The organism is Cupriavidus sp. UYPR2.512, assembly GCF_000379565.1.
Taxonomy (GTDB): domain Bacteria; phylum Pseudomonadota; class Gammaproteobacteria; order Burkholderiales; family Burkholderiaceae; genus Cupriavidus.
Genome location: NZ_KB902876.1, coordinates 124,051 through 140,127, shown reverse-complemented (window position 1 = coordinate 140,127; position 16,077 = coordinate 124,051). Strand labels below are relative to the sequence as shown.

The following is a 16,077-nucleotide window of genomic DNA, read 5'->3' as shown; positions in this document are numbered from 1 at the left end:
GATAGAAAATAGTGCCGCGGGTATCCGCGAAGATTACAGGGTGACGTCGAAAGGTTGCGTTGGCAATCGAGTGTGATGACAAGACAGGTCGGACCGGGATTCGCTAAACCTGAAGAATAGTTAGAGCGTTCAGCTCGCGCGACAAATTAGGAGCGAGTCAGCGGATTTCATCGGGGCCCGCAGCGTATGCTGCAGAAAGGCCGCATATAAAGCTGCAACCTATCCTGTCGAATCAGAACACAAGAAAACCTGGCGCATCGGGGGCGTTCATATAAACTATTCTGATTGGGTCCTGGTTCCAGCGCCCACCGCCGCCGCGGCTTCCGCTTCGGGGTTTTGTGGCGCCAACGATCCCTTCAAGGAGGACCACAATGCGTGTCATGGTGATGGTGAAGGCCACGAGCGAATCAGAAAGCGGCAAGATGCCAGGCACGGAGTTGCTGGCGGCAATGGGCAAGTTCAATGAAGAGCTCGTCAAGGCAGGCGTCATGCTCGCTGGCGAGGGTTTGCACCCGAGCGCAAGGGGAAAGCGGGTACGTTTTTCGGGCACTCAGCGGACTGTGACGGATGGGCCGTTTCCACAAATCAACGAACTCGTCGCCGGATTCTGGTTGTGGCAGGTCGAGTCAATGGATGAGGCTGTCGAATGGGTCAGGCGGTGCCCCAATCCCATGGAAAGCGAGTCCGAAATCGAAATTCGCCCGCTGTTTGAGGTCGAGGACTTCGGCGCTGAACTCACGCCAGAACTGCGGGAGCAGGAAGAGCGGCTGCGCGCTGAAGTGGAAGGGCTGGCGAACAAGCCGCGCTGAGGCGAGCCCGGAGCATGGGTGACGTGCGCCCACCCGTGCACCGCAACATTTCTACGTAAGTACATGTAATTTAAGTGCCTTATATAGCACTTATATTGTCCTGTTTTAAAGACTTTTTGGGTATGTACCTAGGGATTGAATTAGAGGAAACATTCTAGGATTCGCACTCGGATGGTGCGCTGCAGGATTGGCGGCGCTGCCAGTCCGGAGGCCACACGTGGCGGATTCACTTTGCAGCACTCTTGCGCGAATCCGTTCGATCAATCCACAGGAGATTTCTCATGTCCCCTTTTATGCCCGATCAGTTTGCTGCAGTGCAAAAATCCAGTCTGAACCAGCTGTTCGCGCTGACGAACATGGCTTTCGACGGCTTCCAGAAGTTGACCGAGTTGAACCTGCAGGCAGTCAGGACGACGCTTGCCGAAGGCCAGGGCAATGTCGAAGCGGTGCTGGCCGGCAAGGACCTGCGTGAAGTGTTTGCCGTGCAGGGCAACCTGGCCCAGCCCGCCGCGGAGAAGGCGGTTGCGTATGCACGCCATGTGTACGAAATCGCATCGAACACGCAGGTGGAACTGACCAAGGCAGTCGAGGGCCAGTACGAACAGCACAACCGCAATGTGCAAGCCTTCGTGGACACCTTCGTGAAGAACGCGCCGGCCGGGTCTGAAGCGATCACCGCGCTGCTGCAATCGAGCGTTGCAGCCGCCAGCAGCACCTTTCAATCCTTCCAGGACGCCGCAAAGCAGACGGCTGAAGTCGCCAGGGCCAACTTTGCCAAGACTGCCGCAGCTGCCTCAGGCGCGGCACAGCAGGCGGCGCCCCGCGCTTCCAAGCAGTAACGGCGTGCGGCTGGCCATGCAGGCCAGGCCAGCGCGCTGAACAGAGATCGCAGGCTTGCAGGCCAGGGGCATCAGCTCCCCTGGCTTGCAGCACTGCGACGCCAATCGTCCCGCATCAGCATACAAGCTGGGACCGGAATCATCCGGCCCGGCTCGCCTTCGCTGTTTTTCGCGCCAGGGCAGTGGGATTGGCTCGGGATAGTCAGGGCAAAAGCCCGTCCCGCAAAGGCAGGGGTCTTTCAACTTTATGAAGCAGGCAGGATGACGAAGAGAATTGCACTGGTAACAGGCGGTATGGGTGGGCTGGGAGAAGCCATCAGCATCAAGTTGCATGACGCAGGCTATGACGTAGTGGTGACGCACTCGCCGGGCAATGCGACCGCCCAGGACTGGCTGGCCGCGATGGCCGCCAGCGGCCGCGAGATGCGTGCCTACGAGGTGGATGTCTCCGACTACGAGGCCTGCCAGGCTTGCGCGGCACGGATCCTGGCTGACGTAGGTCGCGTGGATATCCTGGTGAACAACGCCGGCATTACCCGCGACATGGCCTTCAAGAAGATGGACAAGCCGAACTGGGATGCCGTGATGCGGACCAATCTCGACTCGGTATTCAATCTCACCAAGCCGCTTTGCGAAGGCATGGTCGAACGCGGCTGGGGACGCATCATCAACATCTCGTCGGTCAACGCGTCCAAGGGCGCCTTCGGCCAGACCAACTATGCCGCGGCCAAGGCCGGGATGCACGGCTTCACCAAGTCGCTGGCGCTGGAAGTGGCAAGAAAGGGCGTGACGGTCAACACCGTCTCTCCGGGCTACCTTGCCACCAAGATGGTCAACGCCGTGCCCAAGGAAATCATGGACACCAAGATCCTGCCGCAGATTCCGGTCGGCCGCCTCGGCAAGCCGGAAGAAGTCGCGGCGCTGGTTGCCTACCTGTGCTCGGAGGAAGCTGCCTACGTGACCGGGTCCAATATTGCCATCAACGGCGGGCAGCACATGCAGTAAGGGCGCTGGGCCAGGCGCCGCCAGGTGAATGCGCGGCCGCGGGCCCCGGCCCCCGGTAACTGAGGCTCATGCCTCAGTTACCTCTTCTCCGGCATGGCCGACGAGTGATGGCTTGTAATCAGCCATTGCTTGCCATCCCAGTGATAGGTGTAGGTAAAGCGAGCCAGGGGACACTGCCAGAAGTATGGTACATCCCGCAAGCGTTACCTACCCGGCCTGCTTGCGGAAGGCCCAGCGCCCGGCCAGCACCGTGAAGCTGGCCACCAGCGCCACCAGTACCCAAAAGCCGTGCGGGTGTCCGGCCAGCGGAATGCCACCCACATTCATGCCGAAAAAGCCGGCCACGATATTGATCGGGAGCGCCAGCACAGTCACCAGCGTCAGCGTGAACAAGGTGCGGTTCGTTTGCTCGTTGAGCTTGGCGGCAATTTCTTCCTGCAACAGCTTGATGCGTTCGACCAGCGCGGCCAGATCGTTGAGTACCAGCGAGAATTCCTCGGTCGATTCACGCAACTCTTGCAAGTCCGATTCCTGCAGCCAGGCCGGCGGCCGGTTCAGCAGCCGGAACAGGGCGCCGGGCTCTGGCGCCAGCAGCCGTTGCAGCCGCACCAGCCCGCGCCGCATCGAACCCAGGTCGGCGCGGTTGCCTTGCAGGCGCTGCGACAGCAACTGGTCCTCGATCTGGTCGACACTCACACCGGTCTCGCGCACGATCTGCACCAGCACGTCGGCCTGGTCACGCAACAGGTGCACCACAAGATCCAGTGGCGAGCGGAAGGCCTCGCCGCGCCGCACCGCTTCGCGCAGCCGGTCCACGGAGCGCAGGGGCCTGGCGCGGGCCGTCACCAGCAAGCGGTGGTCGGCGTGGGCCCAGAGCGTGGAGATATCCGTCGACGCGACGCCGAAGTTGTAGATCACGTCGTTGACCACGGCCAGCAGGGCGGCGTCCAGGCGCTCGATTCGCGTCGAGCGCGAACCCTGCCGCAGGGCCTCGAAGAATTCGTCCGGCAGGGCCAGCTGGCCTTTCATCCAGCGTTCGCATGCGCTGTGCGACAGGTTGAAGTGCAGCCACAGAAAGGGGCGATGGTGCGCGGCGTCCGGCGCTACTGACGGCATCTGCTGCAGCCATTGCGCTGCGGCACGGGAATCAATCTCGCGCACCGGCCCGCCGGGTTCGAACAGGAAACCGCTGACCAGACCGACCGGGTCCGACCCATAGCCGGCCTCGACAATGCCCGCTTGCATGCAAACGCCCTCCGCATCAAATGTGCCTTGTGCGACGTTAGCACAGCACGATGATAGTTTGGGTCGCTACCACGCGGCCGGACGGCTACCAGCCAAAGCGATAGTCCCTGGTCGGATGCAGCCACCACTTTCCGTTCCCGGGCAGTTCCAGGACCTGGTGGTGGAATTTCAGCAGCGTGGGCCGGTGGCTGACGCTGACAAGCGTCGTCTGCATGTCCGCCAGCAACCGGTACATGCGTTCCTCATTGCTGATATCCAGGGCACTGGTCGCTTCGTCCAGCATGACATAGCGCGGTTTCGACAGCAGTACGCGGGCGATGGTCAGCCGCTGTTGCTCGCCAAGGGACAGGACTTTCCCCCAGTCCACTTCCGTGCCGAGGCCCCCAAACCGGTCAGCGATGTCCTTCAGGTTGACCGTTTCCAGCAATTGCAGAAGCGCCTCGTCAGGGATCCGCTGGCCAATGTGGTTCGGGTACAGCAACTGGCTGCGAAGGCTGCCGACCACCATGTAAGGATGCTGCGGCAGGAACAGCATTTCCTGCGGCACTGGCCGCACGATGCATCCCGTGCCGTTGTTCCACAAACCGGCAATCGCGCGCATCAGGGAACTCTTGCCGCCGCCGCTGGCGCCGACGATAAGAAGGCCCTCTCCCGGATTGACCGACAGCGTCAGGTCAGTGACCAGCGTTCGCTCTTTATTCGGCGTGTGCAAGGTGACATGTTCCAGCGCCAGGCGGGAGTCATGGATGGACTCGATCGTGGTGGCCGGCTTCATGGAGGCTGCTGCCGTCCCGGTCAGCGAGATCGAGAATGTGTCCAGTCGATCCAGCCCCGCCACGAACCGGCTCAGGTCTTCAAAGTTGTCAACGATCACGGTCAGCGCGTTCAGTATCGCGGCGAACGCGCCGGCCGCCTGGATGGCGCTGCCGACTTCAAGCTCGCCGGAAAGCACGCGTGAAGCGACAATGGCGCTGGGCAGCAGGATGGTCAGGAAGCCATAGGCATACTGGAACATGTTCAGGCTCAGCTGCCACTTGATGAGCCGGTCGAAGTTCTGGAAGGCCTTGCCAAAGCGACCGTTCACATGGGATGACTCCAGCGCTTCCCCGCGATAGAACGCGATGGACTCGGCGTTCTCACGCACCCGGATCAGGCTGAAGCGGAAATCCGCCTCCCGCCTTAGCTGGAAGAAGTTCAGGCCGATCAGGACGCGGCCGAAGAAGAAGATGGAGATGAATGTGCCAGCGATGGCATAGATGACAAGAAAGTAGACCAGCTCCCTGGAGATAGACCACAAGACGGCGCTGAATGCAACGAGCTGCAGCAGCGCGCCGATGCCGATCGAAAGGAAAAACAGGGATTGCCGCGTGAAGGTATTGACGTCCTCGGCGATGCGCTGGTCCGGGTTGTCGATCGCGGCATTTGAATTGAGCTTGTAGTAGACCCGGCTTTTGAAATACCGGTCCAGATAGTGACTGGTCAGCCAGCGCCTCCAGAGCAGGCCCAGCTTATTCCTCAGGTAGTAATAAACCGCGTAGATGGGAACTGCGACCATCAGGATATAAAGACACTTCCTGATCGCGGCCCAGAAGCGATCCGCGTCTTGCGCCGCCAGGGCCGAGGTGAATTCACCGGTCTGCTTGACGATCAGTACCTCGGTCTGGGTCTGGCCCAACAGCAGCAGGATCAGCAGGACCAGCAAGCCCGAGGCTTTCCATTTTTCCCGCGAGAACCAGTAAGGTTTTGCAATGGCCCAGTATCGGGTCCACACGTGCCGGGTGGAAGTGACGGGGCGTTTCCCTGGGGCCGAAGTGGTGCCGGTGACCCGCGACTCAGGAACGGCGCTCATATCCCATCTCCCAGCACTAACCGGATTACCTACTCGCCACATGGCCCTGCCACGGGACACGCAGGAGAACGGCAGAAGACTATGAATGAAATATAGGCTAGCAGAATCAATGCCTGACTGATTCGTGGCCCCTGGCCGGGGTCAGGGACTGACCCTGGGCGGCGTGCGGAGATCCGGCTTGACGCAGGCCCGGAACCTGATTTCAATCCGGAAGTGACCCTTCCGCTATGACTGCCCCTCCCGCATGGACCGCTTCGACGCGCTGCAACTTTTTACCCGGATCGTGGAACTGGGCTCGTTCACCGGCGCCGCCAGCGCGTTGGACATGCCACGGGCCACCGCCACGCACGCCATCAAGGAACTTGAGGCCCGCGTCGGCGCGCGCCTGCTGGAGCGCACCACGCGCCAGGTGCGCCCCACGCTGGATGGCCAGGCGTTCTATGAGCGCAGCAAGCGCGTGCTGCAGGACCTGGAAGACGCCGAGACCTCGCTCAGCACGCAGGTGGCCAACCCGCGCGGCACGCTGCGACTGGACTTGCATGGCACCCACGCCACCATGATCATCCTGCCGCGCATTGGCGAGTTCCGGGAGCGCTATCCGCATATCGACCTGATTGTCAGCAGCGGCGACCGGCTGGTCGACCTGGTCGGAGAGGGCATCGATTGCGTGGTGCGTGCGGGCCGGCCGCGCGATTCTTCGCTGGTGGCCCGGCGGCTGGCGGATATGCCGGAGGTGCTGTGCGCCAGCCCCGGATACCTGGCCGCGCACGGCAGGCCGCAACACCCGTCGGAACTGGCGCAACACATCGGCGTGGGGTTCTTCTCGCGCAACCATGACAACCGTTATCCCTTCACGCTGACCGTCGATGGCGAGGTGCAGGAGTTCAAGGCGCGCGGCTGGATCTCGGTGAGCGATGCCGAGTGCTATGCCAGCGCGGCCCTGGCCGGCTGCGGCCTGATCCAGGTGCCGCGCTTCCGCGTGGAAGGGCACCTGCGCGCGGGACGGCTGGTTCCGGTGCTTGAGGCCTGGCCCTGCCCGGACCTGCCGGTGTCAGCGCTGTATCCGTTCCACCGGCAACTGGCGCCGCGGGTGCGGGTGTTTGTCGATTGGGTGGCGGGGTTGTACGTGGAGCGGTTCGGGCCGCTCCGGGGGGCGGCCTGAGCCCAATCCGCGCCCGCACCTGCCGCGGCCGATCATGCGCGCTGGGGCCAGTTCATCAAGGATATCGGCTTCAAGCTCGATGGGTAAGGGCGCCGCGGCCGCGTCGGCGTGCGCGCAGGTGCATCCGCGTGGGTGCCGGGAGGCGGATTCTTGTCCATACTGAACATTGACTAGTGGGCTGTCGCTGCCCGCCGGGATCAATCGCCCAAGGAGAAGAATCGTGTTCAAGCATATTTTGCTGGCCACCGATGGCTCGGAACTTTCAAGAATGGCAATGGAGGCGGCCATTGGCTTTGTCAAAGCCGGCGGCGCCAGGCTGACGGCCTATACGTGCATGGAAGAGTATCCCTACGTGGCGTCAGGCGATTCCGGCCATCCCAGGCGCAAGGCGTTCGAAGAGCAGGAGGCCGCACATGCAACCGCCAGGCTGGAAGAGGTTGTCGCTGCAGCCACGGCCGCCGGGGTCACATGCGAAACGGATATGACGACCTCGATACCCTACAAGGGCATCATCGATGCCGCCGCGAGGCACGGGTGTGACGTGATCTTCATGGCGTCGCACGGCCGCAGGGGTCTGGAAGGGCTGCTGGTGGGCAGTGAAACCCAAAAGGTTCTTACCCACTGTCGGGTTCCGGTCCTCGTCTACCGCTAGTTACACTACGTGGCGCTTCGGCCGCGGTGCCGGCGTGCTGCCGAACCCACCTCAGGGAGGAATCTGCCATGACGGACATCGAACAGGAGAAGGTCGTCGGCGTGCTGGATCGAATACTCGAAGCTGAGCTTGCCGGTGTTGTGCGCTACACGCACTATTCATTCCTGATATTCGGCTTCGGCCGCATTCCCATCGTGTCATGGCTGCGTGAGCAGGCGAATGAGTCGCTGCTGCATGCGCACCAGGCCGGCGAATGGATCACGACCCTCGGCGCCTATCCCTCGCTCGGCATCGGCGAGCTTCTGGACAGCCACACTACCGATATCGGCGCGATCCTGCGTGAATCGCTCGCGACGGAGATGCAGGCCCTGGATCTGTACCGTGAGCTGTTAAGCCTGGTCGAGGGCCGCTCCGTCGCCCTGGAGGAGTATGCGCGGCAGTTGATCCAGCTGGAGGAACTGCATGCGGGAGAGGTCGAGAAAATGCTGCGCAAGCCCGGCCTTGTGGCGACGGTGCAGCCGCGGCAGGGCTGACCCGGGCTGGCCCGTCCGGGCCGCGCCGCTGCCTGACGGGCAGGTGCTGCTGGTGCGGCTGTGCCAGCGCTCGCGTACACCCAGGCTGCTTCACCGCGCCGGCCATCCATCCCCGTTGCGCACCGCACCGGCCGACCCTGTCGCCAGCGCCAATGTCGCCGCAGCGGCGAGCGCGCCGTTATAGGCGTCGGCGGACGCATTTCGCGCCAGCAGCAACTGGTTCTGCGCCAGATTGGCTTCGGTGACGGACCCCACGCCCTTGCTATATGCGGCGAAGGCCGCGTCATAGGTGGTCTGCGCGGCCTCGGCCAAGGCCCTGGCCGCATCGTAGGCGGCCAGGCTCGATTCGAGTGCGCTCTGGCTGACCACGACCTGACGCACGGACTCTTCCTTGGCGCGCGTCAGCCTGGCCGACGCGCTGTCGGCGTCGTTGCGCGCCTGCGCCAGCACCGCGGAGCGCACCCCGCCGTCGTAGATCGGTACCGTCACGCCCAGGAACACGCTGGCGCCGTAGCGGTAGCCGTTCAGGTTGACCGTGGGTGGCTGCTGCCCAATCGGTGGAATCGCGGTGATTGCCGAGCCGCCGGACGCGTACGACGTGAATGCCGACATGAAAACCTTCGGCATGAAGCCGGCCTCGGCCGCCCTGACCCTGGCCTGGCTGGCGCGTTCGATGGCATAGGCCGCCAGCACGTCTGGCCGGCTTGCAATGGCAAGTTCAACGATCTGCCCGATCGTGCTGCGCATGGCCGGCGACAGGGGCCGCACCGGCATCTCGGCAATGCTGGGCCGGGAAAGCGGGGAGATGCCGATGGCCGTGACCAGTGCCAGGTAGGCATCGGTCTCGGCCCCTTGCGCCTGCACCGTGGCGAGGTTGGTCTGCGCACGATTCTGCGTGGCCTGGGCGACCTCCACCACGGTGCCGATGCCGCGCTGGTAGCGTGCCTTGGCGGCGGCAAGCACGGCATCGGCGTTGCGCATCGCCTGCTGCACGGTGGTCGCGCGCGAGCGCGCAGCCTGGTAGCGATAGAACGCCGTGCTGACGTCGTGAATGATCTTCTGGTGTGCCGCGGTAAAGCCGATGTTCGCGGCAATCGATGCCTGTTCAGCGGCATCGACAATGCCCGCGCGCTCGCCGAAATCGAACAGCAGCCACTGCAGCGACAGCACTGAGATCGCGCCATGCGTCGACGCGTTCGCGCCCAGCGTGCCCAGCGCCGTGGGCGAGGCGCTGTGCCCGTTCTGGTAGCCGCCCATCGCTGCCGCGGAGATGTATGGCAGGTAGCTGCTCCTGGCGATGCCGGCGGCCAGTGCGGCATTGCGCGCGTCGTTCCAGGCAATCCGGGTCAGCGGGTTGGTGGATTCGGCCACGTCGATCAGCTCGGGCAGCGTGTACGCGTGCGTGGTATCGAGTGCGGCAGGCGGGGGCACGGACGCCAGCGCGGTGTTGGCCGGCAGCGTGTAGTCGGACGGCCGGCTAGCCGGCGCCGGCTTGCTGGCCGCACCCGGCACGATCTCGCCGGCCGAGGTGGTCACGGGCTGCCATGGCCGGTCGGAGGCCGGCGGTGCCAGGTCGAGCGACGCGGTGGCACAGCCGGCCAGCATGACCGTGGTCATGGTCAAGGCGGCCAGTGTCAGCGGGATCGCCAGCGAATCAGGTTTGCGCATGAACGGAAGTCGGAGCGGTCGCAGCCGGTGCCTCGGCGGGCGAATCCGCCAGGTGCCGGTCGACCATGGCCAGCAGGGCGTGACGGACCTTGTCGGCTTGTGCATCGTGGGTGCCGCTGGCAGCTTGCGCGGTTGGCGGTACGGCGTCGGTTGCCTGCAGCGTGTGCAATCGTCGTGCAATTTCCGGGTCGCCGGGAAAGCGTTCCGCGAGCAGGAACATGGGCCCCGCCATTGCATCGAGCACGGCCAGGCGCCGGCGCCGGTGTTCGATCCAGTCCCGCCCCGGGCCGACCGATACGGGTTCATAGTTGGCCAGGATCAGGTCCTGCGTGATCTCGCCATGCAGTGCCATGGCGGCCGCGGCATGGCCGCGCCGTGCGTCGGACCGGCGCGCCCGCGTCAGTTGCTGCCATTGCGTGACCAGTGCCGCCAGTGCGGCCTCGATGCGGCTGGCAATACTGACTGGCCAGATCCGCGTGAAGACCAGGTACACAACGAGATTGCCCAGCACCACCCCAATCACCCGGTCGCGCGCAATGGTCAGGTCAAAGCCCGGTCCGGAACCCTGGATGATGCACAGGTAGAACGCAAAGGCCACCTGGAAGCCTGCGTAGGCAATGCGCGGCGAGCCCTGCGCGACCCATGCCGATATCCACGTGCCGGCAAACACCAGCAGCATCAGCCCGCCCACCGAGGCGAGTGAAGGCACCACGTAGACAATGGCTGCCGTGCCGATCACCGCGCCGACCAGGCAGCCGGCGAGGCGCAGCGTCAGCTTTTCCACGGTTTCCGCCGCGGTGCCAAGCGAAACCAGGTAGCAGGTGATAAAGCAGGTATGAATGCCGGGCCAGTTCAGCTGCTGATACAGCACGTAGCAGAACATTGCCGCGCCGGTGGTCTTGAGCGCGTAGCGGACATGGTCCGGATTCGAGAACGCGTCGGCATCGAGGAAGCCGCCATGCGCCTTGCCGGCTTGCTCCTGCGGCGCCGGGTCGCCCGGTTCCGCGTAGCGGTTGATGGCGCCGGCCAGTTCCGCGGCAACCGCTGCCTGCGCGGGCGACAGCCCTGCAAGACCGGGCACGCTCAGTCCGGTTTCCACCGGATAGCCTCCGGCATCGAGCATGCGCGCCATGTCGTCGAGCGTGGCGGCGATCGGCACGGCAACGGCTGCCGGCAGTTGCGCCCCGGGTTGCCGGCGTGCGACATCTGCCGCCAGCAGGATCGCCATGGTCGACGACGCGGCCTGCCGCAGTGCCACCAGGTCCTGCGCGTCGATGCTGCCTTCGATCTTCGCCAGCTTGAGCCAGCCGGCAATGGGCTGGACGCCATCGCGCAATGCTTCGTGCAGTGCCTCGGGATCGCTGTCGGGAGCCTGCAGGCCGCGTGCAGCAAGCCGCAGGCAATGGGCCAGCCGGTCGGTCGCCAGCCGGCGCGGCGCCGGGCCCAGCACAAGATTGACCACCACATTTACGCCGAGGGGAATCGCCACCATCAGCCAGGCATAGAGCAGGGCACGCGTGGCGATTTCACCGGCCGGCACCAGCCCGAGTTCATCGAGCGCAAAGCCGATGATCATCGCCACGATGCCGCCGATCGGGCGCAGCTTGCTGGCGGAGGTCAGGAACAGCACGGCTGCCGACACCACCGCCATGCACGCGACGCGGCGCAACGGGTCGTCGATGCTGAAATCCGCCAGCCAGAGCACCATGCCGATGACCAGGCTGACCAGCACCAGCGCCGCCACGCTCATGACGATGCTGGAGGTACGGTCCGCACGGTTGATGAAGAAGATCACATACGCGGAGATGGCGGCCTCAGGTGTGCCGTAGATGCTGGTCACCAGTACCGTCAGCGTGCAGGCCACCGCAATCCGCGTGGTGGCCGCCGCGCGGCCCGGCAGCGGTGCCAGCAGTGCCCGGATATCCGCCAGCCCCAGGCGCAACTTGTCAGCTGCAGGCTGCGCCATGCCGGATCTCGACGGTTGCGCTCGCGCCCACCCTGGCCAGGGCTTCCGGCGGATCTGCCAGCTTGATGCGCACCGGGAAGCGTTTGGCCACGCGTACCCAGTTCACGGACGGCTGGACATAGGGCAGGGAGCGCGGCAGGTTCAGGCGCTCCGTATCGGCGATGCCGACACCGATGCCTTCCACCTTCCCGCGGATGGCCTGGCGCCGGTCGATCATCGAGTAGACCGTGGCACAGTCGCCGACATGGATGTCAGCCAGCGAAGTCTCGCGGAAGTTCGCCACCGCGAACCATTCCCCGGTATGCACCAGCAGGAACAGCGACTGGTTGGGGAGCACGACCTCGCCGGACAGCACCGTCAGCCCGCTCACGCGGCCGGCATGCGGGGCGCGCACCACGGTGTCGTCCAGCGCGCGCCGCGCAATCGCCAGCGCCGCCTCGCGCGCATGCACGGTGGCGATGGCACCCTCTTCATTGCCGACCGCCTGCGCCGTGGCGGCGCGCTGCACGTTGGCCTGCTTCAGCGTCACCGCGGCGTCGCGCTGCGCCACCTGCGCCTGGTCCAGCTGCTGCCTGGGCACGTAGCCGTCAGCAGCCAGCGGGCGCAACCGTTCCACCGTGCGCGCCGTGAGCGCGTAGTTCTGCTCGGCCCGGGCGATCTGGTCCGACGCCACCGCCGCCGTGGCCTGCTCGGTGGCAATCGTGCGCCGCCGCGTGCCAAGGGTTGCCTGCGCCAGCTCCAGGTCGGCACGGGCCTGGGCCACGGCCAGCTGATACGGCACCGGATCGATCTCGAACAGGACCTCGCCCTTGGCCACCAGCTGGTTCTCCGCCACGTGGATGCGCGCAATCCGGCCGCCGACCGGCGACGCTACGTGGACCAGGTCGGCATCGAGCGAGGCATCGTCCGATGCCGGGAAGCGAAGCGTGCGATGGTAGGCGTAGAAGGACAGCAGGGCGGCCAGCACGACGATGACCAGGGCAATCAGTTTGCCGCGCAGCGGGCTTTTGCGGAGGCCGGCCATTTTCATAGTACGTGTCCCGTACCCAGTAGCCAGACGATTTCAGCAATCATGACGCCGATCGCCGTATTAACCAGAAGCTGGTAGCGGACCGTTTCCGCCCAGCCCGTCATGATAAAGATCCGATAGGACACGGCCGCGCCGGCAATGCCAAGCACGGCGCTCAGGAGCCAGAGCGGGAAATAGGCACCGAACAGGCTGAAGGACGGGGCGCCGGCGCAGCCGTAGAGCAATGCCGCCAGCGCGGCGGGCAAAAGCGTGCGTGCCATAAAGGTCGGACCAGGATCGATCCACGCAATATAACAGCGCGGATTCTCGCTTGTCCAAGGCGCGGGCAGCGTTGGCGCACGGGTTGTTGCGTCGGCGATCAAGGATGATCGCGAACCTATGCGCGCGGCTATGGCAAATGCTTGCCGGGGAGCGTGGGTGCAGCTCCGCGCGTGCTGATCGGACGTGCGCTGCGCGGGTCGGCGGCTTGCCTGCCTGGCTTAGCCGTATTGAACCTGCGCGCGGTGGGTATGCCGCGATTGCTGTCGGTGCCGTGCGTCGGACCGGCGAACGTGCCGATCCTGACTTCCTCGCCCATTCCCCCGACAACATGCTGCGCCAAAGCGGCCCCCGAGGCCGTAGTCAGCATGGCCATTGCCATCAGCGGGTACGCGTGGATCTTCTTCATGTTTGGCTGTTTTTCGTGTGGTGGGCCCGGGCGGGCAAGGTTCAGGCAGCGGAGGGTAATTCAAGCGGATGTCCGTGTATGTAAGCTATTGTTAATAGCGTCGCCAGTTGGGTAGGGATGCGTGATTGGCGCGAGTTGTTCCCACAATCAAAAAATGGGGGGAAGTGCTTATTGGCGCACGCACCCTACGTTTATCACCCTGTTCGGTAGAAGCGCCAGCATTGTGCCGGCGCCGCCGAACGGCGGCACGCCACCAGACGGAGCTCAAGGAGTACGTCATGAATCCCAGCAAGCTAATCGTGGCGGCGGTACTTGCCGCGGCAACTTTTCCGGTGCTGGCACAGCCCGAGACGCGCGTGGACACGGTGTCGGGCGTGGGGGCTACCAAGACCACCGGCACGGTCAAGGCTACCGCCACGGTGGTGGCCATCGATGCCGCCACGCGCACCATTTCGCTCAAGAACAAGCAGGGCAAGGTCACGGACGTACAGGTCGGCGAGGACGTGCGCAACTTCGAGCAGATCCGCGTGGGCGACATGGTCACCGTCGAGTACACGCAGGCCTTGTCAGTGACCCTCGCCAGGCAGAGTGGCATGCGCTCCAGCACCGAACGCGAGACCGCCGACCGGGCTGTTCCTGGCGCCAAGCCCGGCGGCATGGTCGGGCGCGAGGTGACGGTGACTGCCGATGTGGTGGCCGTCAACGCCAAGACCGGCATGGTGACGCTCAAGGGGCCAAGAGGCAAGACGGTGGACGTGCATGTCGAGGATCCGAAGCAACTGAAGGCGGTTCGACGCGGTGACCAGGTGCAGGCCGTCTACACCGAAGCCCTTGCCATTTCTGTCACGCCCAGGAATGCCCGCTGAGTAAATAAGGCGGCGCCGGGAGCCTGACTAAACAGCGCAGCGGCCGGGCAGGCGCCTGGTGGGAGCATGCCGATGGGTTTTCTGAGGTGGTTGCGCCGGCGCAATGCGCGAGTCCATGCGCACGGCAAGCAAGAGATTGCCGAGCTGGCCGAGCGCGTGACCCGGATTTATCCGCGCTTGCGGCTGGTGTCGCGCTACCAGCAGCGGCTTCGGCCTGCGCTCGAGCAAGCGCAGGACTACGTGCGCGAACTCGTCCAGGGTCTTCCCGCGCCTCGGGAGGCCAGCGTGCAGGCATGGGGGGACGACCCCTGCATTCACGCCTTCTTCGGCACGCCGCGCGACGTGCAGCTTGCCTTCAGCCGCTCTCCTGAACTGCGAGAGTTCTTCGACCAGTCGCCCGATACGCCGCAGGCGTTTGCGGTGCTGGGGATGGCGATGACCGAGCGGCGCACGCTCGGGGTTGCGCTGGAAGGGGATGTCATGCGCACGGAAGTGCCGCAAACCACCGTCAGTTTCGGCGATCACAAGGTCAGGATCATCGCTCGCAGCGAGCAAGCGCTGCGCGAGGAAATTGTCCGGCGCATGTTCGATCAGTTCAGCATGGAGGGCCTCGCCCGTTTCGCTGCCGGCAAGTCGCGCCGCGACGTACTCGCGCGCGAGCAGGCGCTGCTGGTGGCGCGCCTGCTCCTGCTCCAACGGCAAGGCACCGGCATGCGCTCGGTGCTCGGCGGCGATGCCGGCGCAAGTCCCGGCGAGCAGGCCGGCCTGAGCGAGCAGATTGCCGCGAACGAGCAGGAACTTGCGCAACTCGGCCCCGAAACCGGGGCGCTTGACCGTCAACTGGAATGCCTGGCCGAGGTCCTGGCGGACGCACGCTCCTGCTTTTTCATTGAGCAAAGACACATGCGGCTTAGTGCCATGAACGTGCTGCTCGCGGCGGACAGCGCGGGGCCGGCACACGACATCGACCTGCTCACTGCCCACGTCCCGGGCGATCCGCCGCTGGTGCGATCCATCGCACTGGTGCGTTTCGCGCGTGGCGACATGCTGTCGCCCACCGCCCTGATCGAAGAGGCGGAGCGCCTGCTGTGAAAGCGCGGATGGTTCTCTTGCGGGTGCGGAGGCACGGACCCTTCAGGCCCGCACGGTGCGACTTGGCCTGGTGCGCGATGCACTGGAGAACGCACCTGCGCTGCAGTCGCTCTACGTAGGCTATGCGGACGACGCCACCGCGATCCTTCTGATGGCTCACGCGCGGACCACAGCGCTACAAAAAAATCCCCCGACGCTGTGACTCGGGGGAGGTGCTGGTTTGTGGCCGGAGAAGCTGAGTGCCGGCCACGCATTTTTTGAGGGGCACACTTTATTCTGTAGTTCCTTACATGCTGCCGTCAACGAGGCCATCGCGGTTGGTGATTCTCGCGCCATCGGTGAATACGTCGCGTCGATCCGAGACTTTGGCCCCATCTGAATAGACGTCAAACTTGGTGGTCTTGCCTCCATCGGAATATGGGTCTCGCGGCCCCATCACGCTGGCCCCGTCAGTGTAGACATCTCGCGCCCCAATGCCGGCATAGGCAACTCCGGCACTAAGCGCCGCACCCGCCGCAGCGAGCAGTAAGACAGTTTTTACCATTTTTTTACCTCCATTTCAGGTCGTTGCAAGAACACCGGAACGATTCTTCTTTCGCTTCGGTTTGAGGGTCGCAACTTCGCACAAGTGCAATGAAATGTAGGCCTTGGCGGGAAGCATATAAATAAGGCTTTATTCCGAAAAGAGGCTAGG

At 64.3% G+C, this 16,077-nt stretch carries 16 protein-coding genes and 1 pseudogene; 8 read left to right on the top strand and 9 right to left on the bottom strand.

Annotated features, from left to right (window positions below):
• Positions 1–371: 371 nt before the first annotated feature.
• From A3A5_RS0107605 to phbB, 3 genes are all read left to right on the top strand, one after another.
• The gene (locus tag A3A5_RS0107605) at positions 372–809 is read left to right on the top strand and encodes a YciI family protein (RefSeq protein ID WP_018310011.1); all 438 of its coding nucleotides are present in this window, start codon (positions 372–374) and stop codon (positions 807–809) included.
• Positions 810–1,090: 281 nt separating this feature from the next.
• Entirely contained in the window at positions 1,091–1,648 is a 558-nt protein-coding gene (phaP3, locus tag A3A5_RS0107600; RefSeq protein WP_026200553.1) for a TIGR01841 family phasin PhaP3, read from the top strand.
• Positions 1,649–1,909: 261 nt separating this feature from the next.
• Positions 1,910–2,653 (top strand): acetoacetyl-CoA reductase, encoded by a 744-nt coding sequence (phbB, locus tag A3A5_RS0107595; RefSeq protein WP_026200552.1) that lies wholly within the window; start codon positions 1,910–1,912, stop codon positions 2,651–2,653.
• A 77-nt stretch (positions 2,654–2,730) separates the two neighbouring features.
• Here the strand turns inward: phbB and A3A5_RS44495 are convergent.
• The 3 genes and pseudogenes from A3A5_RS44495 to A3A5_RS0107585 form a co-directional block, all read right to left on the bottom strand.
• Positions 2,731–2,817 (bottom strand): annotated as a pseudogene (locus A3A5_RS44495) (DUF4440 domain-containing protein); the annotation flags it as partial.
• 43 nt (positions 2,818–2,860) lie between these two features.
• On the bottom strand, positions 2,861–3,898 hold the full coding sequence (locus A3A5_RS0107590) for a transporter (RefSeq protein ID WP_018310008.1): 1,038 nt from the start codon (positions 3,896–3,898) through the stop codon (positions 2,861–2,863).
• An 85-nt stretch (positions 3,899–3,983) separates the two neighbouring features.
• Positions 3,984–5,747 carry an ABC transporter ATP-binding protein/permease gene (locus tag A3A5_RS0107585; protein WP_026200551.1) on the bottom strand — a complete coding sequence of 588 codons (1,764 nt, stop codon included), beginning with the start codon at positions 5,745–5,747 and terminating at the stop codon, positions 3,984–3,986.
• A 244-nt stretch (positions 5,748–5,991) separates the two neighbouring features.
• On the opposite strand from A3A5_RS0107585, the gene A3A5_RS0107580 reads away from it, so the two are divergent.
• From A3A5_RS0107580 to A3A5_RS0107570, 3 genes are all read left to right on the top strand, one after another.
• Complete coding sequence (locus A3A5_RS0107580; RefSeq protein WP_018310006.1) at positions 5,992–6,909, top strand: LysR family transcriptional regulator; 918 nt, start codon at positions 5,992–5,994, stop codon at positions 6,907–6,909.
• 220 nt (positions 6,910–7,129) lie between these two features.
• The gene (locus A3A5_RS0107575) at positions 7,130–7,561 is read left to right on the top strand and encodes a universal stress protein (RefSeq protein WP_018310005.1); all 432 of its coding nucleotides are present in this window, start codon (positions 7,130–7,132) and stop codon (positions 7,559–7,561) included.
• Positions 7,562–7,629: 68 nt separating this feature from the next.
• The gene (locus A3A5_RS0107570) at positions 7,630–8,094 is read left to right on the top strand and encodes a bacterioferritin (protein WP_018310004.1); all 465 of its coding nucleotides are present in this window, start codon (positions 7,630–7,632) and stop codon (positions 8,092–8,094) included.
• Between the two features lie 90 nt (positions 8,095–8,184).
• Here A3A5_RS0107570 and A3A5_RS0107565 read toward each other — a convergent pair whose 3' ends face one another.
• The 5 genes from A3A5_RS0107565 to A3A5_RS0107545 all read right to left on the bottom strand — a co-directional run bounded on the left by A3A5_RS0107565 (position 8,185) and on the right by A3A5_RS0107545 (position 13,425).
• Positions 8,185–9,762: a TolC family protein gene (locus A3A5_RS0107565; protein ID WP_018310003.1), complete on the bottom strand. Its 1,578-nt coding sequence runs from the start codon at positions 9,760–9,762 to the stop codon at positions 8,185–8,187.
• The gene (locus A3A5_RS0107560) at positions 9,749–11,728 is read right to left on the bottom strand and encodes an FUSC family protein (protein WP_018310002.1); all 1,980 of its coding nucleotides are present in this window, start codon (positions 11,726–11,728) and stop codon (positions 9,749–9,751) included. Before A3A5_RS0107560 ends, A3A5_RS0107565 begins: the two co-directional genes overlap by 14 nt.
• Positions 11,709–12,758, bottom strand: coding sequence for a multidrug transporter subunit MdtN (mdtN, locus tag A3A5_RS0107555; RefSeq protein WP_018310001.1), 1,050 nt, complete (start codon positions 12,756–12,758; stop codon positions 11,709–11,711). The genes A3A5_RS0107560 and mdtN overlap by 20 nt, the downstream gene beginning before the upstream one ends.
• Positions 12,755–13,018: a hypothetical protein gene (locus A3A5_RS0107550; protein ID WP_018310000.1), complete on the bottom strand. Its 264-nt coding sequence runs from the start codon at positions 13,016–13,018 to the stop codon at positions 12,755–12,757. The genes mdtN and A3A5_RS0107550 overlap by 4 nt, the downstream gene beginning before the upstream one ends.
• A 128-nt stretch (positions 13,019–13,146) precedes the next feature.
• A complete protein-coding gene (locus A3A5_RS0107545) occupies positions 13,147–13,425 on the bottom strand; it encodes a hypothetical protein (RefSeq protein ID WP_018309999.1) in 279 nt (92 codons plus the stop codon).
• 278 nt (positions 13,426–13,703) lie between these two features.
• Between A3A5_RS0107545 and A3A5_RS0107540 the strand changes: the two genes are divergently transcribed.
• The gene (locus A3A5_RS0107540) at positions 13,704–14,291 is read left to right on the top strand and encodes a hypothetical protein (protein ID WP_018309998.1); all 588 of its coding nucleotides are present in this window, start codon (positions 13,704–13,706) and stop codon (positions 14,289–14,291) included.
• Positions 14,292–14,363: 72 nt separating this feature from the next.
• Positions 14,364–15,383 carry a hypothetical protein gene (locus A3A5_RS0107535; protein ID WP_026200550.1) on the top strand — a complete coding sequence of 340 codons (1,020 nt, stop codon included), beginning with the start codon at positions 14,364–14,366 and terminating at the stop codon, positions 15,381–15,383.
• A 286-nt stretch (positions 15,384–15,669) separates the two neighbouring features.
• On the opposite strand, the gene A3A5_RS0107530 is transcribed toward A3A5_RS0107535, so the two are convergent.
• Positions 15,670–15,927 carry a hypothetical protein gene (locus A3A5_RS0107530; RefSeq protein ID WP_018309996.1) on the bottom strand — a complete coding sequence of 86 codons (258 nt, stop codon included), beginning with the start codon at positions 15,925–15,927 and terminating at the stop codon, positions 15,670–15,672.
• Positions 15,928–16,077: the final 150 nt, after the last annotated feature.

What these genes read in the sequence shown, in the direction of transcription:
- A3A5_RS0107605 (WP_018310011.1), top strand. Translation starts at nt 372, where the DNA reads ATGCGTGTCATGGTGATGGTGAAGGCCACGAGCGAATCAGAAAGCGGC.
- phaP3 (WP_026200553.1), top strand. Translation starts at nt 1,091, where the DNA reads ATGTCCCCTTTTATGCCCGATCAGTTTGCTGCAGTGCAAAAATCCAGT.
- phbB (WP_026200552.1), top strand. Translation starts at nt 1,910, where the DNA reads ATGACGAAGAGAATTGCACTGGTAACAGGCGGTATGGGTGGGCTGGGA.
- A3A5_RS0107590 (WP_018310008.1), bottom strand. Translation starts at nt 3,898, where the DNA reads ATGCAAGCGGGCATTGTCGAGGCCGGCTATGGGTCGGACCCGGTCGGT.
- A3A5_RS0107585 (WP_026200551.1), bottom strand. Translation starts at nt 5,747, where the DNA reads ATGAGCGCCGTTCCTGAGTCGCGGGTCACCGGCACCACTTCGGCCCCA.
- A3A5_RS0107580 (WP_018310006.1), top strand. Translation starts at nt 5,992, where the DNA reads ATGGACCGCTTCGACGCGCTGCAACTTTTTACCCGGATCGTGGAACTG.
- A3A5_RS0107570 (WP_018310004.1), top strand. Translation starts at nt 7,630, where the DNA reads ATGACGGACATCGAACAGGAGAAGGTCGTCGGCGTGCTGGATCGAATA.
- A3A5_RS0107565 (WP_018310003.1), bottom strand. Translation starts at nt 9,762, where the DNA reads ATGCGCAAACCTGATTCGCTGGCGATCCCGCTGACACTGGCCGCCTTG.
- A3A5_RS0107560 (WP_018310002.1), bottom strand. Translation starts at nt 11,728, where the DNA reads ATGGCGCAGCCTGCAGCTGACAAGTTGCGCCTGGGGCTGGCGGATATC.
- mdtN (WP_018310001.1), bottom strand. Translation starts at nt 12,758, where the DNA reads ATGAAAATGGCCGGCCTCCGCAAAAGCCCGCTGCGCGGCAAACTGATT.
- A3A5_RS0107550 (WP_018310000.1), bottom strand. Translation starts at nt 13,018, where the DNA reads ATGGCACGCACGCTTTTGCCCGCCGCGCTGGCGGCATTGCTCTACGGC.
- A3A5_RS0107545 (WP_018309999.1), bottom strand. Translation starts at nt 13,425, where the DNA reads ATGAAGAAGATCCACGCGTACCCGCTGATGGCAATGGCCATGCTGACT.
- A3A5_RS0107540 (WP_018309998.1), top strand. Translation starts at nt 13,704, where the DNA reads ATGAATCCCAGCAAGCTAATCGTGGCGGCGGTACTTGCCGCGGCAACT.
- A3A5_RS0107535 (WP_026200550.1), top strand. Translation starts at nt 14,364, where the DNA reads ATGGGTTTTCTGAGGTGGTTGCGCCGGCGCAATGCGCGAGTCCATGCG.
- A3A5_RS0107530 (WP_018309996.1), bottom strand. Translation starts at nt 15,927, where the DNA reads ATGGTAAAAACTGTCTTACTGCTCGCTGCGGCGGGTGCGGCGCTTAGT.